This window comes from Kitasatospora sp. NPDC086009, assembly GCF_044540385.1.
Classification (GTDB): Bacteria; Actinomycetota; Actinomycetes; order Streptomycetales; family Streptomycetaceae; genus Kitasatospora.
Genome location: NZ_JBITSA010000001.1, coordinates 868,391 through 894,606, shown reverse-complemented (window position 1 = coordinate 894,606; position 26,216 = coordinate 868,391). Strand labels below are relative to the sequence as shown.

At 72.8% G+C, this 26,216-nt stretch carries 18 protein-coding genes; 6 read left to right on the top strand and 12 right to left on the bottom strand.

What is annotated here, in order from left to right; genetic code table 11:
- Positions 1 to 286: 286 nt before the first annotated feature.
- The 3 genes from ACIF6L_RS04120 (at position 287) to ACIF6L_RS04110 (ending at position 3,110) form a co-directional block, all read left to right on the top strand.
- Positions 287 to 1,279, top strand: coding sequence for a ParA family protein (locus ACIF6L_RS04120; RefSeq protein WP_329488793.1), 993 nt, complete (start codon positions 287 to 289; stop codon positions 1,277 to 1,279).
- Positions 1,276 to 2,367 carry a ParB/RepB/Spo0J family partition protein gene (locus tag ACIF6L_RS04115; RefSeq protein ID WP_396486073.1) on the top strand — a complete coding sequence of 364 codons (1,092 nt, stop codon included), beginning with the start codon at positions 1,276 to 1,278 and terminating at the stop codon, positions 2,365 to 2,367. Before ACIF6L_RS04120 ends, ACIF6L_RS04115 begins: the two co-directional genes overlap by 4 nt.
- A 125-nt stretch (positions 2,368 to 2,492) precedes the next feature.
- Positions 2,493 to 3,110 (top strand): GNAT family N-acetyltransferase, encoded by a 618-nt coding sequence (locus ACIF6L_RS04110; RefSeq protein ID WP_396486072.1) that lies wholly within the window; start codon positions 2,493 to 2,495, stop codon positions 3,108 to 3,110.
- Between the two features lie 117 nt (positions 3,111 to 3,227).
- On the opposite strand, the gene trxA is transcribed toward ACIF6L_RS04110, so the two are convergent.
- The 7 genes from trxA to ACIF6L_RS04075 form a co-directional block, all read right to left on the bottom strand.
- A complete protein-coding gene (trxA, locus tag ACIF6L_RS04105) occupies positions 3,228 to 3,554 on the bottom strand; it encodes a thioredoxin (protein WP_329488790.1) in 327 nt (108 codons plus the stop codon).
- A 133-nt stretch (positions 3,555 to 3,687) separates the two neighbouring features.
- On the bottom strand, positions 3,688 to 4,653 hold the full coding sequence (gene trxB, locus ACIF6L_RS04100) for a thioredoxin-disulfide reductase (protein WP_352288563.1): 966 nt from the start codon (positions 4,651 to 4,653) through the stop codon (positions 3,688 to 3,690).
- 251 nt (positions 4,654 to 4,904) lie between these two features.
- Positions 4,905 to 5,915, bottom strand: coding sequence for a zf-HC2 domain-containing protein (locus ACIF6L_RS04095; protein ID WP_396486071.1), 1,011 nt, complete (start codon positions 5,913 to 5,915; stop codon positions 4,905 to 4,907).
- A complete protein-coding gene (sigM, locus tag ACIF6L_RS04090; protein WP_396486186.1) occupies positions 5,912 to 6,712 on the bottom strand; it encodes an RNA polymerase sigma factor SigM in 801 nt (266 codons plus the stop codon). Before sigM ends, ACIF6L_RS04095 begins: the two co-directional genes overlap by 4 nt.
- 89 nt (positions 6,713 to 6,801) lie before the next feature.
- Positions 6,802 to 8,706 (bottom strand): protein kinase family protein, encoded by a 1,905-nt coding sequence (locus tag ACIF6L_RS04085; protein WP_396486070.1) that lies wholly within the window; start codon positions 8,704 to 8,706, stop codon positions 6,802 to 6,804.
- Between the two features lie 306 nt (positions 8,707 to 9,012).
- A complete protein-coding gene (murJ, locus tag ACIF6L_RS04080) occupies positions 9,013 to 11,505 on the bottom strand; it encodes a murein biosynthesis integral membrane protein MurJ (protein WP_396486069.1) in 2,493 nt (830 codons plus the stop codon).
- A 61-nt stretch (positions 11,506 to 11,566) separates the two neighbouring features.
- Positions 11,567 to 14,113, bottom strand: a complete 2,547-nt coding sequence (locus ACIF6L_RS04075) for a DUF6049 family protein (protein WP_396486068.1) — start codon at positions 14,111 to 14,113, stop codon at positions 11,567 to 11,569.
- Positions 14,114 to 14,470: 357 nt separating this feature from the next.
- On the opposite strand from ACIF6L_RS04075, the gene ACIF6L_RS04070 reads away from it, so the two are divergent.
- Positions 14,471 to 15,919 carry a CCA tRNA nucleotidyltransferase gene (locus ACIF6L_RS04070; protein ID WP_396486185.1) on the top strand — a complete coding sequence of 483 codons (1,449 nt, stop codon included), beginning with the start codon at positions 14,471 to 14,473 and terminating at the stop codon, positions 15,917 to 15,919.
- A gap of 74 nt (positions 15,920 to 15,993) precedes the next feature.
- Here ACIF6L_RS04070 and ACIF6L_RS04065 read toward each other — a convergent pair whose 3' ends face one another.
- The 5 genes from ACIF6L_RS04065 to ACIF6L_RS04045 all read right to left on the bottom strand — a co-directional run bounded on the left by ACIF6L_RS04065 (position 15,994) and on the right by ACIF6L_RS04045 (position 21,244).
- Entirely contained in the window at positions 15,994 to 17,022 is a 1,029-nt protein-coding gene (locus tag ACIF6L_RS04065) for a hypothetical protein (RefSeq protein WP_396486067.1), read from the bottom strand.
- 60 nt (positions 17,023 to 17,082) lie between these two features.
- Positions 17,083 to 17,745, bottom strand: coding sequence for a hypothetical protein (locus ACIF6L_RS04060; protein WP_396486066.1), 663 nt, complete (start codon positions 17,743 to 17,745; stop codon positions 17,083 to 17,085).
- 95 nt (positions 17,746 to 17,840) lie between these two features.
- The gene (locus ACIF6L_RS04055; protein WP_380387595.1) at positions 17,841 to 19,178 is read right to left on the bottom strand and encodes an MFS transporter; all 1,338 of its coding nucleotides are present in this window, start codon (positions 19,176 to 19,178) and stop codon (positions 17,841 to 17,843) included.
- A 155-nt stretch (positions 19,179 to 19,333) separates the two neighbouring features.
- The gene (locus tag ACIF6L_RS04050) at positions 19,334 to 20,416 is read right to left on the bottom strand and encodes an inositol-3-phosphate synthase (RefSeq protein WP_329488781.1); all 1,083 of its coding nucleotides are present in this window, start codon (positions 20,414 to 20,416) and stop codon (positions 19,334 to 19,336) included.
- Positions 20,417 to 20,542: 126 nt separating this feature from the next.
- Positions 20,543 to 21,244: a helix-turn-helix transcriptional regulator gene (locus ACIF6L_RS04045; protein WP_329488780.1), complete on the bottom strand. Its 702-nt coding sequence runs from the start codon at positions 21,242 to 21,244 to the stop codon at positions 20,543 to 20,545.
- A gap of 352 nt (positions 21,245 to 21,596) precedes the next feature.
- On the opposite strand from ACIF6L_RS04045, the gene ACIF6L_RS04040 reads away from it, so the two are divergent.
- Together ACIF6L_RS04040 and ACIF6L_RS04035 are read left to right on the top strand one after the other, a co-directional pair.
- Positions 21,597 to 24,254 carry a transglycosylase domain-containing protein gene (locus ACIF6L_RS04040; RefSeq protein ID WP_396486065.1) on the top strand — a complete coding sequence of 886 codons (2,658 nt, stop codon included), beginning with the start codon at positions 21,597 to 21,599 and terminating at the stop codon, positions 24,252 to 24,254.
- Positions 24,255 to 24,571: 317 nt separating this feature from the next.
- Positions 24,572 to 26,176, top strand: a complete 1,605-nt coding sequence (locus ACIF6L_RS04035) for a glycosyltransferase 87 family protein (protein ID WP_359805957.1) — start codon at positions 24,572 to 24,574, stop codon at positions 26,174 to 26,176.
- The last annotated feature ends 40 nt before the right edge of the window (positions 26,177 to 26,216 follow it).

Here is a 26,216-nt window from a genome sequence, read left to right as displayed (position 1 = left end):
GGTGGTCTTCGGACCACCCGCCCGTTCGGCGTTCCGGCCGCGCGCGGTCGTCGTCTCCGGCACCCGGGCCCGCGCCGAAGGAGCGGGCGGCGGGCCCGGTGACGCCGGAGCGACCGGCGGGCGGCCGACCGGGTGACTCCCGGCCACCGGAGTGTCGCACCGTCAGAATTCCGACATTGCGGGCATGGTGTTTCACGTGAAACGTCGCTCCCTGCTTTCCGGAATCCTCAGTCGCAGCCGGGCGGCGACTGTTGCCGCTCCGGTTTCACGTGAAACACTGACCCCCATGCAGGACTCGGAGACCATCGACCAGATCGATGACACGCCCATCGCACGGGCTGCCCAGGCTGCGGTACAGGCGATCGGCCGAGCGGGCGAGGGTCTTCCCCGACCTGTCGCGACCCGGGTGATCGTGGTGGCCAACCAGAAGGGCGGGGTGGGCAAGACCACCAGCACCGTCAACATGGCGGCCTCGCTCGCGATGCACGGACTGCGCGTGCTGGTGGTGGACCTCGATCCGCAGGGCAACGCCTCCACGGCGCTCGGCATCGACCACCACGCCGAGGTGCCGTCGATCTACGACGTGCTGGTGGAGGGCAAGCCGCTGGCCGACGTGGTGCAGCCGGTGGTGGACGTCGAGGGGCTCTTCTGCGTCCCCGCCACCATCGACCTGGCCGGCGCGGAGATCGAACTGGTCTCACTGGTCGCCCGGGAGAGCCGGCTGCAGCGCGCCATCGCCGCCTACGAGCAGCCGCTGGACTACATCCTGATCGACTGCCCGCCCTCGCTCGGCCTGCTGACGGTCAACGCGCTGGTGGCCGGCCAGGAGGTGCTGATCCCGATCCAGTGCGAGTACTACGCGCTGGAGGGCCTCGGCCAGCTGCTGCGCAACGTCGAGCTGGTCCGCGCGCACCTCAACCCCACGCTGCACGTCTCCACCATCCTGCTCACCATGTACGACGCCCGGACCAGGTTGGCCGCCCAGGTGGCCGAGGAGGTCCGGACGCACTTCCAGCAGGAGGTGCTGCAGACCGCGATCCCGCGCTCGGTCCGGATCTCCGAGGCGCCCAGTTACGGTCAGACGGTGATCACCTACGACCCGGGTTCGACCGGCGCGCTCTCCTACCTGGAGGCCGCCCGCGAGCTGGCGATGCGGGCGCCGGGCATCGGTACCGGCGGCACGCTGGTCGGTCAGCAGCGGGCGGGTCAGCAGCAGGGCAGCGAGCCGGGGCAGCACGCCCCGATGGCACAGCACGGCACGACGGAGGGCAATCGGTGAGTGGTCGCAGGGGTCTGGGACGAGGGCTCGGAGCGCTGATCGGACCCGCCGCACCGGCGGCCGACGGCGCGGCGACGCAGGCCTCGGCGGCCACGGTGGTGTCCCCCGGGACGGTCTCGCCGGGCGCGGTGCCGCTGCTGCCGACCGGGCGGGGAACGCTGGCGGCCAAGGCGGCCGCCGAGAGCCTGCGGGAGCAGGCCGAGCGGGAGCAGGCGGCCGCCGCACCGGAGCTGGCACAGGTGCCCGGCGCCCGGTTCGCCGAGCTGCCGCTGGACTCGATCACGCCGAACCCGCGTCAGCCGCGCGAGGTCTTCGACGAGGACAAGCTGGCCGAGCTGGTCGCCTCCATCAAGGAGGTGGGCCTGCTCCAGCCGGTGGTGGTGCGCCAGGTCGCGCCCGAGCGCTTCGAGCTCATCATGGGCGAGCGGCGCTGGCGGGCCTCCCGGGAGGCGGGCCTGGAGCAGATCCCGGCGATCGTCCGGGCCACCGAGGACGACAAGCTGCTGCTGGACGCCCTGCTGGAGAACCTCCACCGGGCGGAGCTCAACGCGCTGGAGGAGGCGGCCGCCTACGACCAGCTGCTGCGGGACTTCTCCTGCACGCACGACGAGCTGGCGGACCGGATCGGCCGCTCGCGCTCGCACGTCTCCAACACCCTGCGGCTGCTGAAGCTCTCGCCGGGTGTGCAGCGGCGGGTGGCGGCCGGGACGCTGACCGCCGGGCACGCCCGGGCGGTGCTCGGGGTGCCGGACGCCGAGGGCCAGGAGGAGCTGGCCAAGCGGATCATCGCGGAGGGGCTCTCGGTGCGGACCACCGAGGAGCTCGTCATGCTGATGAGCGGCCAGGAGCCGAAGCCCAAGCGCTCGGTCGGACCGCAGGCGGGCAAGCTGCTCTCGCCGGCCTTCAACGACCTGGCGAGCCGGCTCTCGGACCGCTTCGACACCCGGGTCAAGGTGGAGGTCTCGCAGCGCGGCGGCAAGCTGGGCAAGGGCAAGGTCGTCCTGGAGTTCGGCTCGGTGGAGGACCTCAACCGGATCCTGGACAGCCTGGCGCCGGGTGAGGACGGGCTGCGGCTGTCGCAGGGCTGAGCCGGGGCCGACCACGGATCTCGACGGGTGCATGTTCCACGTGAGCGGCTGTTTCACGTGAAACATGCACCCATCGGCGTTCAGGGGGAATGCTCGACTGTGGAGTGGACGAGGAGGTGCGGGGCATGGGACGCCGGATCGTTCCGCTGACGCTGGACAACCTCAAGGACCTGCCGACGACCTGCCGCTCCTGCGTGTTCTGGGAGCTGGATCCGGTCACCGGCCGGGCGGCCGTCGAATCCGGGAAGTCGGAGGCGGAGAAGGAGGGCTGGATCTCCGCGGTGCTGCTGGAGTGGGGTTCCTGCGGCCGGGTCGTCTACGTGGACGACGACCCCGCCGGTTTCGTGCTCTACGCCCCGCCGGCGTACGTGCCGCGGTCGCAGTCCTTCCCGACCAGTCCCGTCTCGCCGGACGCCGTTCAGCTGATGATCAGCCGCGTGCTCCCGGGCTACCAGCGGCAGGGGCTCGGCCGGGTGCTGGTGCAGACGGTGGCCAAGGACCTGATGGGGCGCGGGGTCCGGGCGATCGAGGCCTTCGGCGCGGTCGGCCGGCAGTCGCCGAGCTGTGTCCTGCCGGCGGATCATCTGCTGGCGGTCGGCTTCAAGACGGTCCGGCCGCACCACCGCTACCCGCGGCTGCGGCTGGAGGCACGCACCACGCTGTCCTGGCGCGGTGATGTCGAGGGCGCGCTGGAGCGGCTGCTGGGCGGAGGCCGGAAGGAGCCCGCGCTGCGACCGTTCTGAGCCGCGCTGTCCGGGGAACCGGGAAGCCGGGAACGACGATGGCGGCGCCCCCGGGGTGGGGGCGCCGCCATCGCGGTGTGTCGGCCGAACCGGGCCCGGGGGCCCTGGGCCGACGGCCTAGAGGAAGTCGGCCAGCTCGCGCAGCAGCGCGGCCTTCGGACGGGCACCGGTGATGGACTTCACCGGCTCGCCGCCCTTGTAGACGATCAGCGTCGGGATCGAGATGACGTTGTACTGGGCAGCCGTCTGCTGGTTGGCATCGACGTCGAGCTTGGCGATGGTCAGCTTGTCGGAGTGCTCAGCCGCGATCTCGTCCAGGATCGGGGCGACCTGGCGGCACGGGCCGCACCAGGTGGCCCAGAAGTCGACCAGGACGGGCTTGTCGCTGTCCAGGACGTCGGCCTTGAACGTCGCATCGGTGACGGTAGTGGTGGCGCCGGCCACGGGAACTCCTCGGGGTGGTGCGGAGGGGGTGCTGCCAGGAGAACAACGGGCGGGCCCGTTCTGTTTCTGCCCGGCGGGGGTGGGGGTGTTTCACGTGGAACACCCCCACCCGGGGTGGGTCGGTGGGGGGTGCTCAGACCGCCACGGTGGCGGCCGCGGCCTCCAGGTCGGCGAGCGAGGCCAGGTAGCGCTCGGCGTCCAGCGCGGCGGAGCAGCCGGTGCCGGAGGCGGTGATGGCCTGGCGGTAGGTGTGGTCGACGACGTCGCCGGCACCGAAGACGCCCGGGATGTTGGTCCGGGTCGAGGGGGCCTCGACCTTCAGGTAGCCCTCGGCGTCCAGCTCCAGCTGACCCTTGAAGAGGTCGGTGCGCGGGTCGTGGCCGATGGCGATGAACAGACCGGTGACGGCCAGCTCGCGGGTCTCGCCGGTGGTGGTGTCCCGCAGGGTGACGCCGCTCAGCTTCGGGTCGCCGTGGATCGCCTCGACCGCGCTGTCCCACTCGAAGCGGATCTTCTCGTCGGCGAAGGCGCGCTCCTGCATCGCCTTGGAGGCGCGCAGGGTGTCCCGGCGGTGGATGATCGTGACGCTGCGGGCGAAGCGGGAGAGGAAGGTGGCCTCCTCCAGGGCGGTGTCACCGCCGCCGACCACGGCGATGTCCTGGTCGCGGAAGAAGAAGCCGTCGCAGGTGGCGCACCACGAGACGCCGCGACCGGAGAGCTTGTCCTCGTTCGGCAGGTCGAGCTTGCGGTGCTGCGAGCCGGTGGTGACGATCACGGCGCGGGCCCGGTGGACGTTGCCCTCGGAGTCCGTCACGGTCTTGATGTCACCCGTGAGGTCGACGGCCACGATGTCGTCCGGGATCAGCTCGGCGCCGAAGCGCTCGGCCTGGGCGCGCATGTTGTCCATCAGCTCGGGGCCCATGATGCCGTCCCGGAAGCCGGGGAAGTTCTCGACCTCGGTGGTGTTCATCAGCGCGCCACCGGCGGTGACGGCGCCCTCGAAGACGAGGGGCTTGAGGGCGGCACGGGCGGTGTAGAGCGCAGCCGTGTAGCCGGCCGGGCCGGAACCGATGATGATCACGTTACGGACGTCGCTCACTGCATCTCCTGGTTCGCATCGCGACCCGCGCTAGGGCGGGGAGGGCGGTCCTGCTCCGCCGCCCGGGACAACGACTGACCAGTCTCTCGCATTCCCAGGCCGATCGGCACCAGGCGCCCGCAGTGTGGGAGTGCCGGGCCGCACCCGGCGTGGATCGCACGGGAACGGTGCGGGCGCGGCGGGCGGCCGGGGCCGGTCTCCCGGCGCGCCTTTTCGGCTGTCCTGCCGCGGGGCGCCGGTCGGCGCGCCGGTCAGGGGGCCGGGACGGCGCGGTGCAGCAGCACCGGGCCGCAGTCCGGCGCGCGGAGGTAGACGTCGACCCGGTCGGCCCTGCCCGCCACCCCGTACACCAGCAGCTCGGCCGGGTCACCGGCGTAGCTGCCGCGCTCGGAGGCCAGCAGCGGTCCGTCGGCGGGGGCCGGGCAGGCCGGGGCGCTGCCGCCCTGGCCGAGGCCCGGTCCGCCGTCGGTGGGTGCCGGCGCGGACGAGGCGGAGGGCTTGCGGGTCGCGCCCGGGCCCAGCCCCGGTCCGCCGTCGGCCGGTGGCGCGGCGGACCCGGACGTCTCGGCCCGGCCGTCGGGGGTCGCGCCGCTACGGGCGAGCAGCTGCTGCACCTGGGCCGCGAGCCGGTCGTCCTGGTACGCGGTGCCGCCGGTCGAGAGCTGCGCCTTGGGGCCGGCCGAGGGAGCCGTCGCGGCGGCCCGGGCGGAGGCGGTGTCCGCCGTCTGCCGCTCGGCCGGCCGCAGCAGCAGCGAGCTGCCGAGGCCGACCGCGAGCAGCGCGGCCGCGGCGCCGAGCAGGATCGCGGCCCGTCGGCGGCGCGGGCGGTGGCGGCCCGGACCGGTGGCGGAGTTCGCCGTGGCCGGCCGTCGGGGTGGCCCGAGGGGGGCTGTGGCAGGGCGCGGGGCGGCGGCCGGGTCCATGGACCGGGAGGGGGCCCCGGTGCCCGTGTGGGGGCCTTCGGGAGCCGTGGCGGGGGGCGTACCGGGGTCGGCCGCGTCGGCGTCGGCCGCCGCGGCCGCGAGGGCCGCGTCCAGCCGCGCCGCGATGTCGGCGGGCATCACCGGGGCCGGTGCCCCGGCCAGCAGGGTGGCGAGCTCGGCGAGCGCCTCGGCGGTCTCGCGGCAGTCGGCGCAGCCGGCCAGGTGCGCCCGCAGCGCCTCGGCGGCCGCGGGCTCGACCAGTTCCTCGGCGAGGTCGGCGAGCTCGTCGACGGAGGGGTGCGCTCCGACGGGGTCGGGGGAGGAGAGGGGGGCCGTCATCGCGTGCTCACGTCTCCTTCCAGAATGGGCCGACCGGTGTCGGGGCCTGTTCCTCTGACGGTCCTGGCCCCGGGCGGGTTCCCCGGGGGCGCGGCGCGGCCGCCCGGGGCGGTTCCCGACGGTCCGGCGCCGTCCGGGGAGGCTGCTCCCGAGGGCCCCGTTTCACGTGAAACATCGGCTGCACGTGAAACACCGGCTGCACGGGAAACCTCGGCGCCGCCGCCCTCGCGCAGGTGCCGCACCAGGGGCAGCAGACGGGCCCGGCCGCGGGCGCAGCGGCTCTTCACCGTGCCGACCGGCACGCCCAGCAGCTCGGCCGCCTCGGCGACCGGGTAGCCCTGCATGTCGACCAGGACCAGCGCGGCCCGCTGCTCGGGCGCCAGCTCGCCGAGCGCCGCCGCCACCTCCCGGTGCAGCTCGGCGCGGACCACCGGGGAGTCGGCCGGTTCGGCAGAGCCGACCATGGCGTCGAGGCGTTGCGGGTCGTCGTCGAGCGGCTTGGTGCGCCGCGCGGCGGTGCGCCGGGCGCGGTCCAGGCAGGCGTTGACGACGATCCGGTGCAGCCAGGTGGTGACGGCCGAGCGGCCCTGGAAGGTGTGGGCGGCGCGGAAGGCGGAGACCAGCGCGTCCTGGAGGGCGTCGGCGGCCTCCTCGCGGTCGCCCAGGGTGCGCAGGGCGACCGCCCAGAGCCGGTCGCGGTGGCGGTCGACCAGCAGGCCGAAGGCGGCCCGGTCGCCGGCGACGTGCCGGGCGAGCAGCGCCGCGTCGTCGTCCGTCCGGTCGGCCCCGTCCGCCACTGCCACCCCTCGCCCGTTCCGTGTCCTGCCGCCCCGCCCCCGTCGGGCGGGGCGCGGCGTCCTGCCGTGCCCGTCCGGTCGGGCTCCGGTCAGCCGGAGACCTTGACCTCGGAGACGTAGGCCTTGTACTTGCCGTCCGTATCCTTCGGCAGGCTGGTCATCCAGAGCAAGAGGTAGCGGGTGGTGACCGGTTTCTCCAGGGCGTAGTCGAGCGTGGTGCCGCTCTGCTTGCCGACCGCCGTGAAGTCGCCCGGCTGTGCCTTGGCCGGGTCGCCGGCCGCCTGCGGGCCGGGGATCCGCAACTCCGCCGTGGTGCTGCCGACGAACTGCGCGCTGACCGAGCTGACGGCCTGCGGGGAACCGAGGTCGAGCAGCAGGCCGATGCCGTCCCGGAGGGCGGGCTTGGGGCCCAGCTGGTCGTTGTACCAGGAGCTGACCCAGGACGTGCCGGGGTCGCCGTCGAAGGCCTTGGCCGGGGAGTACTTGTTCTCGCCCGACGGGCTGAACGCCTGGGCGTCCTTGATCTGGATCGGCACCGGCGGGTGCGGGGCGGTGTGCGCGGTCGGCGACGTCCCGGAGGGCGAGGGGTCGGTGGCGGCCACGGAGGTCCCGGGGTTGCGCAGGTGGTCCACCAGCTGCCAGGAGGCAACGCCGATCGCGCCGAGGGCCACCGTCCAGGCCGTCACCTTGAGCGCCCGGCGCAGCCGGCGGCGGGTGCGCCGGACCGGGGTCTGACGGGCCGGGGCGGGCGCCGGTCCGGCGCCGGGGGCGGCCACCACCCGGGTCGGGTTGGGCGCGGTGGGCAGTGCGTGGGTGGTGTGCCGGGGCGGCGGGGTGAAGGCGGGCAGCTCCGGCTCGGGCGGGCGGATCCGCGGCATCAGCGCGATCGCCCTGGCCAGCTCCTCCGGGGTGGAGATCGGCTCCGCGTGGTGCGGCGGCTGGTCGAACAGGGCGCGCGCGGCCAGCTCGGACAGGCCCTTGTGGACGCCGGCCCGGACCTGGTCCGGCGGGACGTCGCGGAGGTCCTTCGGCAGGCCCTGGAGGTCGTAGCGGTCCTCCGGGAACGGCCAGCGGTGGGTGAGCGCGGCGAACAGCAGGGCGCCGATGGCACGGGTGTCGGTGCGCTCGGCGTCCTCGTCGGCGCCCTCGGCGGGCAGACCGCGCAGGGCGGCGTCGACGGCGATGCCGTTGATCCGGTACTGGCCGCTGTCGGTGCGCAGCACGCAGCGCGGGGTGAGCCGCAGATGCGCCTGGCCGCGCCGGTGGGCGGCGGCCACCGCGTCGGTGACCTGGCGGACCATCTGGTAGGCCTCGTGCGGCTCCATCGGGCCGGTGACGAGCAGCTTGGCGAGGTCGGAGGCGTGCGGCAGCCACTCCCGCACGACGTAGACCAGCTCGCCCTCCTGGACGGCGTCCAGGACCTGGACGAAGCGCGGGTCGCCGAGCAGCGCGGCCGACTTGGCGGCCGCCAGCACCGCCCGGGCGCGCTGGTGACCGGAGGCCATCAGGTGGACGCCGACGGCCCGGCGCAGCTTCTCGTCGACCGCTCGCCAGCTGCTGAAGGTCTCGGTGTGGGAGATGCACTCCTCCAGCCGGTACCGGTGGCCGACCTTGTCGCCGCTGTGCCGCAGCGGGGCGGGCAGAGTCCGCGGGAGGGTGGCGGTGTCACGGGGGTCGTGGGTCGGCTGCGGGTCCTGCGGGGGGCGCCCGGAGGGCCGGCCGGCGGGCGCCGCGGCCGGCTTGGGCCCGGCCTCGCGGGCGGCGAGCTCGGCCCGGATCTCGTCGGCGGAGAGCGGCGCGGTGATCTCCGAGGTCTCCTCGCCGGCGGGGCGCGCGGGCTTCGCCCGGTCCTCGTCGGCGTCCTCGGCGTCCTCGCCGGACGTGGTGGACGGGGCCGTCTCGGCGAGCTCGTCGATCGCCGCGGCCAGTGCGGCTTCGTCCGCCGCCCCGTCAGCTGCTGACGTGTCGACGACCGCCTTGGTGCCATCAGCCACCGTGGTCCTGCCTCCCCTTGTGTCGCCCCGGCCTGAGAGAGTCGCTGGAGCGCTCGGGCCGAGGCCCTGTGCTCCAGGACAATTGTGCCCACTCTTCTCCACCGAGTACGACCGCTGAAAGGTACCCGCGGTTGCGTGCCGGTGGAGAGATGTGGTGCAGATCCGACACTGGGCCGCCGGCTCGGTCCCGGGCGATCCCGGACACCGACGGCGGCCCAGCACCCGCCCGTGGGGGGCGGAGAGTCCGGTCCGTCCGGTTGGCGCCCGGTCAGGGCGCCGTCCGGACGGACCGGTTGGTACGAAGGGTCAGCGACCCAGTCGGCCGCGCACCATGCCCAGCATGGCGTTCAGCTCCTCGATCCGCAGCTTCTTCGCGATCAGCACGAAGACGGCCAGCTGGACGCCGCCGGCCAGGACGATGGTCAGCACACTGCCGGTCCAGCCGTCGATGACCTGCTGGACCGCCAGGCTGACGCCCAGCCCGACCAGGGTGGCCGGCACACAGGCGGTGATCAGCCGGGTGTAGGTCTTGCCGATCCGCTTGGTGTCCAGGCCGCCGATCTTCTTCTTCAGCTTGGGCACCGCCACCGTCACTCCGACGGCGTACGCGAGACCGTACCCGAACGCCATGCCCGTCACGACCCACTCGGACGGCAGGACGATCCAGCAGAGCAGGGAGAACACGGCCTGGCAGGCCGCCACCCAGACGGTGTTGGAGAACGGCGTCCGGGTGTCCTCGTACGCGTAGAAGCCGCGCAGCATCACGTACTGCGCCGAGTACGGGATCAGGCCCAGAGCGAAGGCTGAGAGCATCAGACCGACGTTGGTGGCGTTGTCCAGGGCCACCTCGTTGCCGCCCACGGCGTAGATCGCGCGGCCGATCGCCGGGCCGAGCGAGAGGAACAGGAACGCGGCCGGGACGACCGCCACCGCGGTGCTGCGCAGCCCGTGCGAGAGGTCGTCGCGCACCGCGCCGGCGTCCTCGTCGGCAGCGGCCCGGGAGAGCCGGGGGAGCACTGCGCTCATGATCGAGACGACGATGACGGCCTGCGGCAGCTGCCAGATCAGCAGGGCGTTGGAGAAGGCGACGAGACCCACACCGCCGTGGCCGCCCTTCGCGGCGGAGTCCCCGGCCGAGGTGGCGAGCTGGGTGATGACCAGGTAGCCGGCCTGGTTGGCCAGCACGAAGAAGAAGGTCCACTTGGCCAGCCGGGCGGCCTTGCCCAGGCCGTGGCCGCGCCAGTCGAAGCGCGGCCGGTAGTGGAAGCCGGCCGCCCGCAGGTACGGGACCATCGACAGCGCCTGGACGGCGAGGCCGACCAGGGTGCCGATCCCGAGCAGCCGGACGCCCTCGGGGGAGATCGTCTCCGGGCTGACCTGGGTGGTGCCGGCGCCGCCGTAGACCCAGAGGTAGGCGGAGAAGGTGAAGATCACCACGATGTTGTTCAGGACCGGGGTCCACATCATCGCGCCGAAGCGGCCGCGGGCGTTGAGGATCTGCCCCATCACCACGTGGACGCCCATGAAGAAGATGGTCGGCAGGCAGTAGCGGGCCAGGGCCACCGTGGTGTCGGCGCTGGCGGCGTTGCCCATGAGCGGGTGCGCGATCAGCTGCACCAGCAGCGGAGCGCCCAGCACGGCCACGAAGGTCACCCCGGCCAGGCCCACCATCACCAGGGTGAGCAGCCGGTTCGCGTAGGCCGTGCCGCCGTCCGCGTCGTTCTTCATGCTGCGGACCAGCTGCGGCACGAAGACGGCGTTCAGGGCGCCGCCGCCGATCAGGATGTAGAGCAGGGTGGGCAGGGTGTTCGCCGCGTTGTAGGAGTCACCCATCACGCCCAGGCCGATCGCGGCGGCGATCACCATGGTGCGCAGGAAGCCGGTGCCGCGGGAGACGAGCGTGCCGGCCGCCATGATGGCGCTGGAGTTCAGCAGGCTCGACACCTTGCCGCCGCCGGTGGCGGGGGCCGGTGCGGCGGGCGCCTCGGCGGCCAGCTCCTCCAGCGGCTCCACCGCGGGCGGCAGCTGGACCGCCGCCACCTGCATGGTGGCCTCCTCCTCGGAGAGCGGCGGGTCGAACTCGATCGGCGGCACGAACGGGCGCTGCCCCTCCGGACCGTTGCGGTAGCCCTGCGGACCGGGGTGGCCCGGGTTCCCGTGGTACGCGCCGGCCGGGGGGAACGGCGCGGAGGACGGGAACGGCGCCGGTCCGACCGGCGGCTGGGCCGTCATCGGGGGAGCCGGCGGCTGCTGGGCCGGCGGGCGGGCCGCGGCCTCGGCGGACCGGCCGCCGAACAGGCCGTCCACCCCCACGTACTCGGTGCTCTCGGAGTCCCAGGCCGAATGCGCCGGGCCAGGCTGCCACTGCTGCTGGTGCGGCTGCTCCTGGCCGCCCCACTGGCCGCCGACCGGGGCCGGCTGCTCCCAGTGGGGCGCGCTCTGCTGCCAGGCCGCCACCGGCTGCTCGGCCGCGCCCTGCTGCACCGGGGTGTCCCAGCCGGGCTGCACCGGCGGGACGGGCGGGGCGAACGTCGCCGGGGGGACCGGCGTCGGGTAGCCGCCGTTCTGCGGCGGCAGCTGCGGCGGCACGTCGTACGCGGCGACCGGCGGCTGCGGCTCGGCCGGCCGGGCGGCCCGCAGACCGTACGGGTCCTGGCCGTCCTGGGGACCCTGGTACGCGTCGGCCGCGTACGGGTCCTGGGCGTAGGTGTCGGCCACGTACCAGTCGCCGGACGGCGACTCGGCACCCGGCCGGCCCTCACCGCGGCCCGGCGGCCGCTCCTCGCTGCGCCCGGTCATGTCACCTCTTCGATGTCGTGGGGGAGGCCGCCCCGGAGAAAACGGGCGGGTATCGGCGGTGTCAAGGACCAACCTTCTCATCACTGGTGGTCCGATCCCGGCCATCTGCGGTGCTGCCGCGCGGTGTCTGCGCGGCTCCTCCACGCTCCGGCCCCTGCGGGCCGTCCCCGTCCGCCGCCGCAGGCTCCGCCCGGTCCGCCGCCTCCTCGGGCCGGGCCGGCCGGTCGGCTGCCCCGCCGGCGGCCGCCGGGGCGTCGTCGAGCGGGTGGTCGCCCAGCGGCGCGTCACCGTACGGCTCGTCGCCGTCGTCCTCCGCACGGCGCTTGCGCTGGCGGAAGAACCGCAGGGCCGCCAGCAGGAGCAGCACCAGCCCGCCGCCGAAGACGTACAGCACCCCGTTGGTCACCGAGGTGACCTCCACGGTGAAGACCTGCTCCTTGCCGTACTTCTGCGGGTTCGGCCCGGTGGTCCAGAGCTGGGCGGTCACGGACACCGGCCCGTTGTTCTGGGCCTCGGCCGGGAACCGCAGGGTGACGCTCTGCGAAGCGGGCAGCACCAGCTCCTCGGCGGGCCGGATCTTGAGCCGGTTGGCCTGGCTCGGGAGCAGCACCAGCTTGAGGTTGGTGACCGGCTGGGTGAGGTCGTTGCGCACGCTCACCTGGAGCACCCCGGTGTCACCGGCGAAGGTGATGACGTTCTTCTTCGGGACGTACACCGCCCTGGTCAGCTCGCTGAGGTAGCCCGCCACGCCGGCCCGGTAGACGGAGCCCTCCGGCGCCTGTGCCCGCCACTGGGTCGACATCGAGCGGACCATCGCGGCGCTGAACGGGCCGCGCACCCGCTGGGGCAGGGTGAGCACGCGCATCAGGGTGTCCAGATCGCTCTGGATCCTGATGGTGTCGGTCAGCGCCGAGGACGGCAGCTCCGAGGCCCGGGCCTGCGACGGGTAGTCGGTGGCCGCCGGGACGGCGGTGTTGGCCTTCGGATCGGCCGCGGCCTGGGCGAGCGTGTCCAGCTTGACCGGGTCCACCCACCTGCCGGCCTGCGCCGCCAGCACCGCGGTGGCGAGCGCCTTGGCGGTGCCGGCGGTCAGGTCGCGCGGCGGCATCACCAGCAGACCGCGCGGGTTCTGCGGCTCCTGCCGGGAGATCACGAAGGTCTCGGCGAGGAAGCGCTGGACCGCCAGGGTCTGCTCCTGCGGCGTGTTCAGGTCCCGGTCGAACAGCGCGGAGACGGTCTCGTCGGCCACCACCGCGTTCTGTCCGTTGCCGATCGGGCGCACGGCGGTCGGGGTGTACTTCAACGCGTCCGGCTCCGGCAGGCTCGCGCCGTTCACCAGCACCAGGGAGCTGCCGGTGCGCTGGGCCATCGCCGCGATCTGCTGGTCCAGGTAGCCCTGGTAGGGCCAGGCCACGTCCGAGCGGGTGTCCACCGACAGCCGGCCCTCGACGGTCAGCCGGCCCGCCGTGGCGGCCTTGCCGAGCGCGTCGTCCACCCCCGGGAGCTCGGCGGCGTTGTGCGCGATCGAGGCGAGGTCGGGATCGGCGTACGGCAGCGACACCACCTGGCTGCCCGCCTTCGTCACGGCGGCCCGAAGCTTCTCCAGCCAGGCCGTGGCGGCCGCCGAGCCGCTGCCCGCGACGGTGTTGTCCTCCTTCGCCGCCTTCTTCTCCGTGTCGGGCTTCTGCACCCGGTACTGCTTGGTCATCGCGAACGCGGTGTCCAGCAGGTCCGGGTCGACCACCCAGGTCAGGTTCGGCAGTGTGGCGCCGGTCTCCACCAGCTCGTAGAGCCGGCCGCCCGGCGCGAACTCCGCCGCCAGGCTGTCGTCGCGCAGCACCGGGATGCTCTGGTCGTTGTCGGACATCGTCTGCGCGGCCAGCACCGGGGCGTGGACCAGCGGCCAGACGGTGGTGAGCTTGGAGGGCTGCGCCTCGGCCGTGGACGGGGTGTAGGGCAGGAAGGTGCGGGCGATGCCCAGCGGGCGGTCGTGCTGGTTGTCGCCGGTCGAGCCCCAGACGTCCACGGCGAGCTCGTAGACGCCCTCACCGCCGGACAGCTGGAGGTCGGCCACCGCGACGCTCAGCGTGAACGGCTGGCTCTGGCCCGGGCCCAGCTCGTTCAGCGCGTACTGGGGGCTGTCCAGGTCGACGCCGTCCGCGCCGACCGGGTTGGTCCGCCCGGCGGTCACGGTCAGATCGCTGCGGGTGGTCAGCGGCCGGCCCTGCCAGGGCTTGCGCACCGCGGCGTGGGCCGACTTCAGCACCGATTGACCGGCGTTGGTGACCTGCCCGGTGATCGTCACGGTGCCGTTCTGGACGGCCACCGGCTTGTTCACGCCGTCGATGGTCATCACCACCGGGTACTCGGCGGAGACCGCCGTCCCGGCCGCCGGACGGCCGCCCCCGGCGGGCGACGCCCCGGTCGCTCCGGCCGGCACGGCCGGGAGTAGCGCCAGCGCGGCGCCGAGGACGGCCGCCAGCCGCCGGACGGCACGCGCCGGGCGGCGCCCCGGGCCCCGCCCGTCGGCACCGCCTCCGGTGCGTTCGCAGGCCCGCCCAGGGTGTCCGTCCGCCTCCAGGCCCGAGTGCCGTGCCGGCTCGCCCACGCGCTTCGCCCTCGCCGTTCTCGATTGCTCGCTGCTTGATGCTGTACTGCTGCGGATGTCCCGCCGGCCGGAGAGGACCGGCCGTGGATCGGTGGATCGGTGGATCGGTGGTGAGGAACGCGTCCGCCCGACGGTCCGGTCGGCCGTGCCGGCGCGCGGCACCGCGGCTCCTCGCCGGTGCCCGAGACTCGCTCCACCCGGCATGGTAACGATGCGGCGGGTGGTGCAGTGTTGCGGGCCTTGGGGTGAGCACCGGAAAACGCGCGGGCAGCGGGGCCGCCGGGCCACGTACCCTTGTGAGCCGTGTCCACTGCCAATGAGCCCACCGCCCACGAGTCCGGCGCCCATCATTCCAGCATCGCCACCCAGGCCGTCCCAGGGCTGAGCGAGGCGCAGACCCGGGGGCTGCAGGAACTGCTCCGGGTGTCCCCGGTCGCCGACGAGATCGCCCGCCGCTTCCAGGCCGCCGGGCACCGGCTCGCGCTGGTCGGCGGCTCGGTCCGGGACGCGCTGCTCGGCCGCCTCGGCAACGACCTGGACTTCACCACCGACGCCCGTCCGCACGAGGTCCTGAAGCTGGTGAAGGGCTGGGCGGACGCCGTCTGGGACGTCGGCATCGCCTTCGGCACCGTCGGCGCCCGCAAGGACACCCCGCAGGGCTCCTTCCTGATCGAGATCACCACGTACCGCTCCGAGGCGTACGACCGCACCTCGCGCAAGCCCGAGGTCACCTACGGCGACACCATCGAGCAGGACCTCGTCCGCCGTGACTTCACCGTCAACGCGATGGCCGTCGACCTGCCCGACCGCGGCTTCGTCGACCCGCACCGCGGTCTGGACGACCTGGAGGCCCGGGTGCTGCGTACCCCCGCCACCCCGGAGGAGTCCTTCTCCGACGACCCGCTGCGGATGATGCGGGCCGCCCGCTTCGCCGCCCAGCTGGACTTCGAGCCGGCCCCCGAGGTGGTCGCCGCGATGACCGCGATGGCCGAGCGGATCACCATCGTCTCCGCCGAGCGGGTCCAGGCCGAGCTCAACAAGCTGCTGGTCGCCGCCCACCCGGTGAAGGGCCTGCGGCTGCTCGTCGACACCGGCCTGGCCGACCACGTGCTGCCCGAGCTGCCGGCGCTGAAGCTGGAGCGGGACGAGCACCACCGGCACAAGGACGTCTACGAGCACTCGCTGACCGTCCTGGAGCAGGCCATCGACCTGGAGCAGGACGGCCCCGACCTCACGCTGCGCCTCGCCGCGCTGCTGCACGACATCGGCAAGCCGCGGACCCGGCGCTTCGAGTCCGACGGCCGGGTCTCCTTCCACCACCACGAGGTGGTCGGCGCCAAGATGACCCGCAAGCGGATGCGTGAGCTCAAGTACTCCAAGGAGCTCACCGAGGACGTCTCGCGCCTGGTCGAGCTGCACCTGCGCTTCCACGGCTACGGCGGCGGCGAGTGGACCGACTCGGCGGTGCGCCGCTACGTCACCGACGCAGGGCCGCTGCTGGAGCGCCTGCACAAGCTGACCCGCTCCGACTGCACCACCCGCAACCGGAAGAAGGCGGCGGCGCTCTCCCGGACGTACGACGGGCTGGAGGAGCGGATCACCGAACTGAAGGCCCAGGAGGAGCTGGACGCCGTCCGCCCCGCGCTGGACGGCAACCAGATCATGGAGCTGCTCGACCTCAAGCCGGGTCCGCAGGTCGGCAAGGCGTACAAGCACATGCTCGAACTGCGTCTGGAGCACGGCCCGCTGGAGCACGAGGAGGCGGTCGCCGCCCTCCGTGCCTGGTGGGCGGCCCAGCAGGGCTGAGCAGGGCGCGGCACGCCGGAGGGGTGGCCCGGGGACTCCCCGGACCACCCCTCCCGCGTCCTGGCGGTGGGCCGTCAGCCGTTGATCCCCTGGAGGCAGAGGACGTAGCTCAGCGCCGCGGTGGACGCCTCGCGGGTGTAGCTGCTGTCCGAGTTCGGCACGTTGTCGCACGCCTTGTCGTCGCTGGAGGCGAGGATCTTGCGCAGCACCTTGTACTGGGCCCGCGAGTCGGAGCAGGCGAGCATCGTGATCCGCGGGTTGGGGTCGTGGGTGGCGCCCGTCCCGTTCTCGTTGCGCAGGCAGTCGCCGGCCTTGGCCCGGTCGATGTCGCTGGGCACCGAGGAGGCCCCGGCCGGGGAGGACGGCTTCGCCGCACCCGGCGTGGTGATCTCCGGGATCGGCGGCAGCGAGAAGGTCGGCATCGGGGGCATGGACACCGTGGCCGGCGGCGGCAGCACGATCGGGTGGTACGGCGTGGCGCTGCGGTGGTTCGCCCCGAGCAGCGCGCCGGTGGTGATCAGGATGACGAACGACGTGATCGAGAGGATCGGCAGCAGCAGCATCAGCATGTGCGGCCGCTTGGTCAGCGGGACGCCCGGGTCGAGCTGCGGGCCGTGGGTGCCGGGGGCGGGCGGCGGCAGGTCCTTGATCTTGTTGTGCGCGGCCAGGTTCCGCAGCAGGGTGATCGGCGTGATGATCGAGGACAGGTAGCCCCACCAGCCCTGGACCAGGGTGCGGGCGGACATGTCGCGGACCACCGCGGTGCCGCAGGTGCGGCAGAACGGCCCCGGCTGCTTCAGGAACCGCATGACGATGATGATGCCCTGGTGCCCGCGGACGGTGGTCTCCACCGCGGGGAAGCCGCCGCAGAACCGGCAGACCGGTCCGCCCTGGGGCGCCTGCTGCGCGTACCCGGCCTGCTGCTGCGGGTAGCCGTAGCCGGGCGGTGCGGGCTGTGCGGGCACTCCGTACCCGGGTGCGGCCGGCGGCGGCGCGGCGGGGTAGCCGTAGCCGGGCGGGGCCGCGGGCGGCGGCTGGGCGCCGTACGGATTGCCGGCCGCGTAGGGGTTGGCGTCGGCCGGCGGCGGGGCGCCGTACGGCATCTGGGGAGGTGGAACGGACAAAGGGGTCCCCCGTGGAAGGTGAGCGGTGAGGAGAAGGGGTCAGGACTTCTTGACCGGCGGCACACCGGTGGTCAGCGGACCGAGGCAGAGCACGTAGCGCTTCTTGTTCCAGCGCCGCCCGCTCTTGCCCGAGACGGTGCTGGTCGTTCCGACGGTCTGCCTGCAGCGGCTGGTGTCGGTGCTGTCGAACGTGGCCAGCACCTTGTAATTGGCCTTGCTGTCGGTGCACTTGACGATGTCGACACTGCGCGAGCCACTGGCCTTGACGCAGTCGCCCGCCTTGGCGCTGCTGACGCTCGGGCCGCTGACGAAGTAGCCGACGATCAGCGCGGCGCCGCCGACCACGGCGACGCCGGCCTTCAGCTTGGCCTTGGTCCCGGTCTTGCGCGCCGGCTCGGCGGGCGGTTGCCCGTACGGGGGCTGCTGCCCGTACGGCGGCTGCTGGCCGTACGGGGCCTGGCCGCCGGGCGGCGGACCGTAGGGGGGTTGCCCGTACCCGGGGGCGGCCGGGGCGGGCGGCGGCGCGGCCGGGTAGCCGTAGGCCGGCGGCTGTCCGTAGCCGGCGGGTGCCGGCTGGGGCGGACCGTACTGCGGAGGCGGAGCACCGTACGGCGGTCCGCCCTGGGGCGGAACGCCCGGCCCGGGGGCCTGCGGATAGCCGTACTGGGGCGGCGGTCCGTACGGACCGGGCGGTGTGCTCATCAGGTTCTCCCCCGAGACGGAGTGCTGTCGCTCCGACAGATCTGACGTACCTTAGCGACTCACCCGGACGGGGCAGGTTCCGAGGGTGCGCGGTCTCAGGACACCCGGTCGCCGGGGAGCGGTCCGGTCCGCCGGGCCGCCCGCAGGTAGAACACGGCGGCGAGCGCGTAGACCAGGGAGACTCCCACGACCACCCCGACCGAGCGGCCGGAGAGCGGCAGCACCAGCGCGGTCACCGCGGCGGCGGCCACGAAGGCGACGTTGAACAGCACGTCGTAGATGGCGAAGACGCGGCCGCGGTAGTCGTCCTCGACCGACTCCTGGACGACGGTGTCGGCGCAGATCTTGGTGCCCTGGGTGACCACGCCGAGCAGCAGCGCCGCGATCAGGCACGGCACCAGGGAGAAGCCCAGGCCGAGCGCGGGCACGAAGACCACCGGAGCCGCCAGGCAGAGCGTCATCCAGCCGCCCAGCCCGAGCCGGCGGGTGCACCACGGGCTGATCACCGCGGCGAGGAAGAAGCCGGCGGCGGAGAGGCCGACCGCCTGGCCCAGGGTGACCAGCCCGGCGGCGCTGTCACTCGGGTCGTTGAAGGTGTAGCGCGCGAGCATCACCAGGACGACGATCAGCACGCCGTAGCAGAACCGGGCCGCGGTGACGGCGGCGAGGGCGTGCACCGCGGGCCGGCAGTCCCGGACCAGATGGGTGACGGCCGCGCCCAGGTCGCGGGCGGCCAGCACCAGCGCCCGGCCCAGCGGCGGGCGGTCGGTGCGGTGCTCGGGCCCCAGCAGGTCCCGGTCCATCCGGCGGGCCGCCAGCGCGGCCGACAGGTAGAGCAGCGCGGCGACGGTGACCAGCGCCGCGTCGGCCCTCGGCCCGGGGGTCAGCACCTGGTGCAGCAGGAAGCCCAGGCCTCCGCCGGAGGCCGCGGCGACCGTGCCCAGGGTGGGGGAGAGCGCGTTGGCGGTCACCAGCTGGTCCTGCGGGACGACCCGGGGCAGCGCCGCGGACAGGCCCGCCAGGATGAACCGGTTGAGCGCGGTGACCAGCAGCGCGGAGGCGAAGAACAGCGCGGTCGGGGCCTCGGCCAGGAGTAGGCCGCCGGTGACCAGGCCGAGCCCGAACCGGGCCAGGTTGCCGTAGAACAGCACCTGACGGCGGCGCCAGCGGTCCAGCAGCACGCCGGCGAACGGGCCGATCACGGAGAACGGCAGCAGCATCACGGCCAGCACCGAGGCGATGTCGGCGGGGGAGGACTGCTTCTCCGGGGAGAACACCACGTAGGCGGCGAGCGAGACCTGGAAGACGCCGTCGGAGAGCTGGGAGAGCACCCGGGCGGTCAGCAGTCGGCGGAAATCTCGCCCGCGGAGCAGGCCGAGGAGCGTGGCGCGGTGCGCGGTCTGGTCGGTGCTGCCGTTGTCCGTGATCGCCACCCGCCCAGACTGCCATGGAACCGGTCCGTGTTTCACGTGAAACATTCGCCGGAAAACGGTGAACGGGCCCACGGCGGACCGTGGACCCGTTCAGCGCGTGTCCTGTGCTCAGCGCCCGGAACCCGGACGCCCGACGATCGGGATCGTCATCGAGCTCAGCGCTCGACCTCGCCCTTGATGAACTTCTCGACGTTCTCGCGGGCCTCGTCGTCGAAGTACTGGACCGGCGGGGACTTCATGAAGTACGAGGACGCGGAGAGGATCGGGCCGCCGATGCCGCGGTCCTTGGCGATCTTCGCGGCGCGCACGGCGTCGATGATGACACCGGCGGAGTTCGGGGAGTCCCAGACCTCGAGCTTGTACTCGAGGTTCAGCGGGACGTCGCCGAACGCGCGACCCTCAAGGCGGACGTAGGCCCACTTGCGGTCGTCGAGCCACGCCACGTAGTCGGACGGGCCGATGTGGACGTTGTTGGCGCCCAGCTCACGGTCCCGGATCTGCGAGGTGACGGCCTGCGTCTTCGAGATCTTCTTGGACTCCAGGCGCTCACGCTCGAGCATGTTCTTGAAGTCCATGTTGCCGCCGACGTTCAGCTGCATGGTGCGCTCGAGCACGACACCGCGGTCCTCGAACAGCTTGGCCATCACGCGGTGCGTGATGGTGGCGCCGACCTGGGACTTGATGTCGTCACCGACGATCGGCACGCCGGCCTCGGTGAACTTGTCCGCCCACTCCTTGGTGCCCGCGATGAACACCGGGAGGGCGTTCACGAAGGCGACCTTGGCGTCGATGGCGCACTGGGCGTAGAACTTCGCCGCGTGCTCCGAGCCGACGGGCAGGTAGCAGACGAGAACGTCGACCTGCTGGTCCTTGAGGACCTGGACGACGTCGACCGGGGCCTCGTCGGACTCCTCGATGGTCTCCCGGTAGTACTTACCGAGGCCGTCGAGGGTGTGGCCGCGCTGGACGGTGACACCGGTCGGCGGCACGTCGCAGATCTTGATGGTGTTGTTCTCGCTGCTGCCGATGGCGTCGGCCAGGTCGAAGCCGACCTTCTTGGCGTCGACGTCGAAGGCGGCGACGAACTCCACGTCACGGACGTGGTACTCACCGAACTGGACGTGCATCAGGCCGGGGACCTTGCCGGCCGGGTCGGCGTCCTTGTAGTACTCGACACCCTGCACCAGCGACGCGGCGCAGTTGCCCACGCCCACGATGGCTACGCGAACCGAACCCATTCCGGTTGCTCCCTGTGATCTCATGAGGGCCGCCGGTGCTCGGCGGCGCTCGTCCTGCGTTTTCGATGAATGCCTGACGGGCGCGAGGCGCCCACTCCTACCGCGCGGCACAGGGCGGACGCGGTGTCAGCGCTCCTGGTCGGAGCGCCCCGGGCGGTCGTACGGTGGCCCGGGCGGATCCGGGGATCCGGCCTCCTGGCCACGGCCGTCCGAAGTCTTGTCGGATCCTGCGGTACTCGGCCCGCCGGTGAGCGGTCCGGTCCGGCCACTGCGGTTGGCCCGCTCGGTCTCGATCAGCTCGTTGAGCCACCGGACCTCGCGCTCCACCGACTCCAGGCCGTGCCGCTGCAGCTCGACGGTGTAGTCGTCGAACCGCTCGCGGGCCCGGGCGAGCGAGTTGCGCATCCGTTCGAGGCGCTCCTCCAGCCGGCTGCGGCGACCCTCCAGGACGCGCATCCGCACGGCCCGGTCGGTCTGGCCGAAGAACGCGAAGTGGACGCCGAAGTGCTCGTCCTCCCACGCGTCGGGGCCGGAGTCGGCCAGCAGCTCCTCGAAGCGCTCCTTGCCCTCGGGGGAGAGCCGGTAGACGATCTTGGACCGCTTGCCGTTGAGCGCGGTGGCCGGGACGTACTCGTCGTCCGGGTTGTCCTCGACGAGGAAGCCCTGCGCCACCAGGCTCTTCAGACACGGATAGAGCGTTCCGTAGGAGAACGCGCGCAACGTTCCGAGCAGGACGTTGAGCCGCTTGCGCAGCTCGTACCCGTGCATCGGGGCGTCGTGGAGCAGGCCGAGAACGGCGAACTCCAGCACTCCTGAGCGCCTGCCCAATGCCGTCGTCCTCCTTCCTCCAGGCCGGGTCCTGGCCCGCCGTCTCCGGCGGTATGCCGTGCCGATGTATCGGCTCGATATATCGAGAACAGTAAACCTGGGTCCCCGGTCGAGCAAGGGGGGCACGCGTGAATGTGATCACAAGGCGACGCGCAGGTGTGCTTGGCAACGGGCATGTAATGATCTGCCGCCGTTTTGCGGGCATTGATACCTGATGCCCGATTAGGTGCGGTTCTCGGCTGCGTACGCTGTCGCGTGTGCACGAGGACCACCTCCGGGGTTAGGGCGGTTGCGGGCATCGGACGTGAACCCTGCCTTCAGGCTCGACCGCCTGGCGAGGAGTAGCTGGAACATGAGCGAACGACGGCGGAGGTCTGCCGACGGTGGCGGGCAGCCCCCGGGTGACAACGGCCGCCCGGGCGGCGCGGGACAGGACGGGCCCGGCCCGGACGGTCCCGGCCGCAGGCGTCCGGCGGGTGTCCGGGAGACCGCGCAGCAGCCCCGGATGACCCGGGCCGAGATGCGCAAGGCGGCCCAGAGGGGCGGCAAGCGCACCGGCGGCGCGGCGGCGGCCGGTGCGGATGACCGCGGTGGCAAGCCCGGCAAGCCCGGCAAGAAGCGGTTCATCGACTACCCGCGCTTCGGCAAGCAGGGCGTCCGCCGCTGGCTGCCGTCGTGGAAGCAGTGGCTCACCGGCTTCCTGGTCTTCTTCGCGACCTGCGTGGGCGGGGTCTGGTACGCCTACGCGTCCACCACCGTCCCGCAGATCCACGACCTGGTGAACGACCAGAACAACATCTACTACTGGGCCGACGGCTCGGAGATGGCCCGCAAGGGCGAGACCAACCGGCAGATCGTCGAGCTCGCCGACATCAGCCCCAACGTGCAGAACGCCGTCATCGCCGCGGAGAACGCCACCTTCCGCACCGACAGCGGCATCGACCCCGTGGGCATGATGCGCGCCGTGTACAACATGGCGACCGGCGGCGAGACCCAGGGCGCCTCGACGATCACCCAGCAGTACGTCAAGAACGCCTACCTGAGCCAGGACCAGACGCTCAGCCGCAAGGTGCGCGAGTTCTTCATCACCCTGAAGGTCAATCAGGAGACCGAGAAGAACGACATCCTGCGGGACTACCTGAACGTCAGTTGGTTCGGCCGCGGGGCCACCGGCATCCAGGCGGCCTCCCAGGCGTACTACGGCATCGACGCCAAGGACCTCGACATCTGCCAGAGCGCCATGCTGGCCGGTCTGCTCAAGGGCGCCGCACTGTACGACCCCACCATTGCGGCGAACAAGGACCGCGCCGTGGAGCGCTGGACCTGGATCCTGAACCGGATGGTCACCACCAAGAACGCCACGGCGGAGGAGCGGGCCAAGTGCACCGCGTTCCCCGAGCCGATCCCGCGCAAGCCGCCGACCAACATGAACGGCGAGATCAGCTACCTGGTCGACACCGCGAACAAGTTCATGATGTCCAAGGACCCGACGATCACCCAGCAGTCGATCGACAAGGGCGGCTACAAGATCTACACGACCTTCGAGAAGGACAAGGTCGACGCCCTCAAGAAGGCCGTGGACGACGTCAAGGGCGAGACGCTCAACGTCCAGAAGCGGCCCGAGAAGGACAACTTCGTCCAGTTCGGCGCGGCCAGCGTCCGCCCCGGCGACGGTGCGATCGTCGCCATATACGGCGGCGACGGCGTGGAGAACCAGCACTTCGACAACAACGCGGACGCCAAGGGCGTCCAGGTCGGCTCGACCTTCAAGCCCTTCGTGCTGGCCGCCGCGATGCAGGTCGGGGTGCAGACCGCGAAGGACGACAAGGGCCAGCCGAAGCGGATCAACGCCGACAGCCGCTACCTCTCGGACGACCTGTCCGAGATCCGCAAGCCGGACGGCTCGCTGGTGATCGGTGACGACGGCAAGCCGTACCGGCAGAAGAACGAGGACGCCGGCAAGCGCGGCTACGTCTCGCTGCGGGCGGCCATGCAGAACTCCTTCAACGTCCCGTTCGTCCAGCTCAACCAGGACGTCGGCGGCCAGAACGTGGCCAACATCGCCGAGGCGATGGGCGTGCGCAAGGAGAGCTTCGCCGACCCCAAGACCCCGACCTTCGCGCTCGGCACCTCCACCGTGAGCCCGATCCGGATGGCCGACGCGTACGCGACCCTGGCGGCCAGCGGCAAGCAGGCCGACCCGTACTCGGTGACCAAGGTCGAGGTGAAGGGCACGGCGCGGCCGGGCTTCAGCAAGCCCGAGCTCAAGCAGGCGCTGGAGCCGGCCGTCGCGGACAACGTCACCGACGTGCTGGTGAACGTGGCGAAGAACGGTACCGGCTCCAAGAGCAACGCGCTGGGCCGCCCGGTGGCCGGCAAGACCGGTACCACCGACGAGAACAAGTCGGCCTGGTGGGTCGGCTACACCCCGCAGCTGGCCACCAGCGTCGCGATGTGGCGCGAGGACCCGACCAAGCACGAGCGCCTGTCGCTCAACGGCACCGGCGGCAAGGACTCGGTGCACGGTGGTGACACCCCGACCGACATCTTCACCCGGTACATGAAGGCCGCCTTGGCCAACGAGAAGAAGATGGACTTCCCGACGCCGCAGCCGGTCGGCACCCAGGTGGACTCCTCCGGGGCCCCGAGCACGGCCTCGCCCTCGTCCTCGCCGACGATGACCGAGACCACGGCGCCCACCGCGCCGGACCCGGGCGCGCAGCAGCCGACGCAGCCCACCAACACCCAGCCGGCCTGTGTGCCCGGCGTGGACTGCCCGGGCACGGTGCCGACCCAGGCGCCGACCAAGACCCAGCCGCCGACCGGCGGTGGCGGCAACGGCGGTGGCGGATCCTCGCCCACCTGCCTCATCCCGGGGCTCTGCAACACCCCGCAGCCGACGTCGTCGACCGCGTCGACCGGGCCCGCGCCCAGCAGCACCAAGCCGACCAAGCCGACCATGTCGCCCAGTCCGACGGGTGGTGCCCAGCAGGGCGCGGCGGCGCCCTGACGCCCGGCGCCGAGCGGCGCGAGACGTGCGAACGGCGGTGGCGGACCTCCTCGGAGGTCCGCCACCGCCGTTCCGTCGTTCCCGGCCGGGGGGCGCGGCGCCGCCCTGCCCCGCGCTGGGTGCCCTGCCCCGCGCTGCGCTGCCCTGCCCCGGGCTGCCCTGCCCCGCCCTGCCCCGCCCTGCGCTGCCCCGTCCCGCCGGTCCCCGCCCCGCCGGCACCGGCATTCTCGTCATTTGGCCATGAATCGCCGGATCGGCCCCGGGCCGCTCAGGGGGCCTCCTCGTCCAGCCGGGGGAGGTGCGGCAGGATGTCCGGCATGACGTCGAGCGATCGTGACGAACCCGTCGGCCACATCGGGCCCATCGAGGATTCCGGGCCGGCTCCGGCGGTGCCCGCGAAGGTCGCGCCGCCCGCCACGGTCGCCCCGCCCGCCAACACCGTGGTCGTCCCGGCGGACGAGGACCCGGTGGCCGCGGCCGGCAGCGAGGTGTTCGGCGGCCCGCCCGGCCGCCGCGCGCTGCTGGGCGTCTCCTGGTGGATCCCGGCGCGCTTCCTGGCGCTGGTGGTGATCGTGGTCTCCGTGCTGGGCATGGCGCAGAAGCTGCCCTGCTACGACGCCGCCTGGTTCCAGCCGGGGTCGCCGCAGTACATCCACGCCTGTTACAGCGACATCCCGCACCTGTTCTCCGGGCGCGGCTTCGCGGCCGGCCTGCACCCCTACGTGGACCGGATCCCGGGCACCTCGGGCGATCTGCAGTACCTGGAGTACCCGGTGCTGACCGGGTTCTTCATGCAGATCGCGGCCTGGCTGACGCCCGGCGGCGGCTCGAGCCAGCAGCAGGAGCAGTGGTTCTGGGCGATCAACGCGGGCCTGCTGATGGCCTGCGCGGTGGTCGCCGTGGTCGCGCTCTCCCGCACCCACCGGCGCCGCCCGTGGGACGCGCTGATGTTCGCGCTGGCGCCCTGCCTGCTGCTGAACGCCACCGTCAACTGGGACCTGCTGGCGGTCGCGCTGGCCGCCGTCGCGATGGCCTGGTGGTCCGGTTCGCGGCCGGTCTGGGCCGGTGTCTTCATCGGCCTGGCAACCGCCGCCAAGCTCTACCCGCTGCTGCTGATCGGTCCGCTGCTGCTGCTCTGCTGGCGGGCCGGGCGCTGGCGCGAGTTCCGGGCGATGCTCGGCGGCGCGGTCGGTGCCTGGCTGCTGGTCAACCTGCCGATCATGCTCGCCAACTGGCGGGGCTGGTCGACCTTCTACGTCTTCAGCGAGCACCGCACCGAGGACTACGGCTCGTTCTGGCTGATCCTGATGCAGAGCCGCGGCGTCGGCCTGGCCAACCTCGACCTCTTCATCGGCATCCTGATGGTGCTCGCCTGCCTGGGGATCGCCTGGCTGGCCCTCTCGGCGCCCCGCCGCCCGCGCTTCGCCCAGCTGGCCTTCCTGGTGGTGGCCGCGTTCATCCTGGTCAACAAGGTCTACTCGCCGCAGTACGCGCTCTGGCTGCTGCCGCTGGCGGTGCTGGCCCGGCCGCGCTGGCGGGACTTCCTGATCTGGCAGGCCTGCGAGGTGCTCTACACCCTGGGCATCTGGTCCCACCTGGGCTTCGTCACCGGGCCCAAGCAGCACGGGATCGGCGAGTCCTGGTACCACTTCGCCATCGTGCTGCACCTGCTCGGCACGCTGTACCTGTGCGGCATGGTCATCCGCGACATCCTGCTGCCCGACCGCGACCCGGTGCGCTGGGACGGCACCGACGACCCGTCCGGCGGGGTGCTCGACCACGCCCCGGACGTCTTCGTGGTCGGCACCGCCCGACAGCTGCGGGAGGCGGCGAGCTACGCCGGCTACGCGCCGGCCGGCCCCGAGCTGTGGCTCGACGACGAGCCGCACGCGCCGGAGACCGCCGGCAGCGCCAAGCCGTAGGGCGGGCCGGGAGCCCGTCCGCCCGGACGGGCACCCGGCC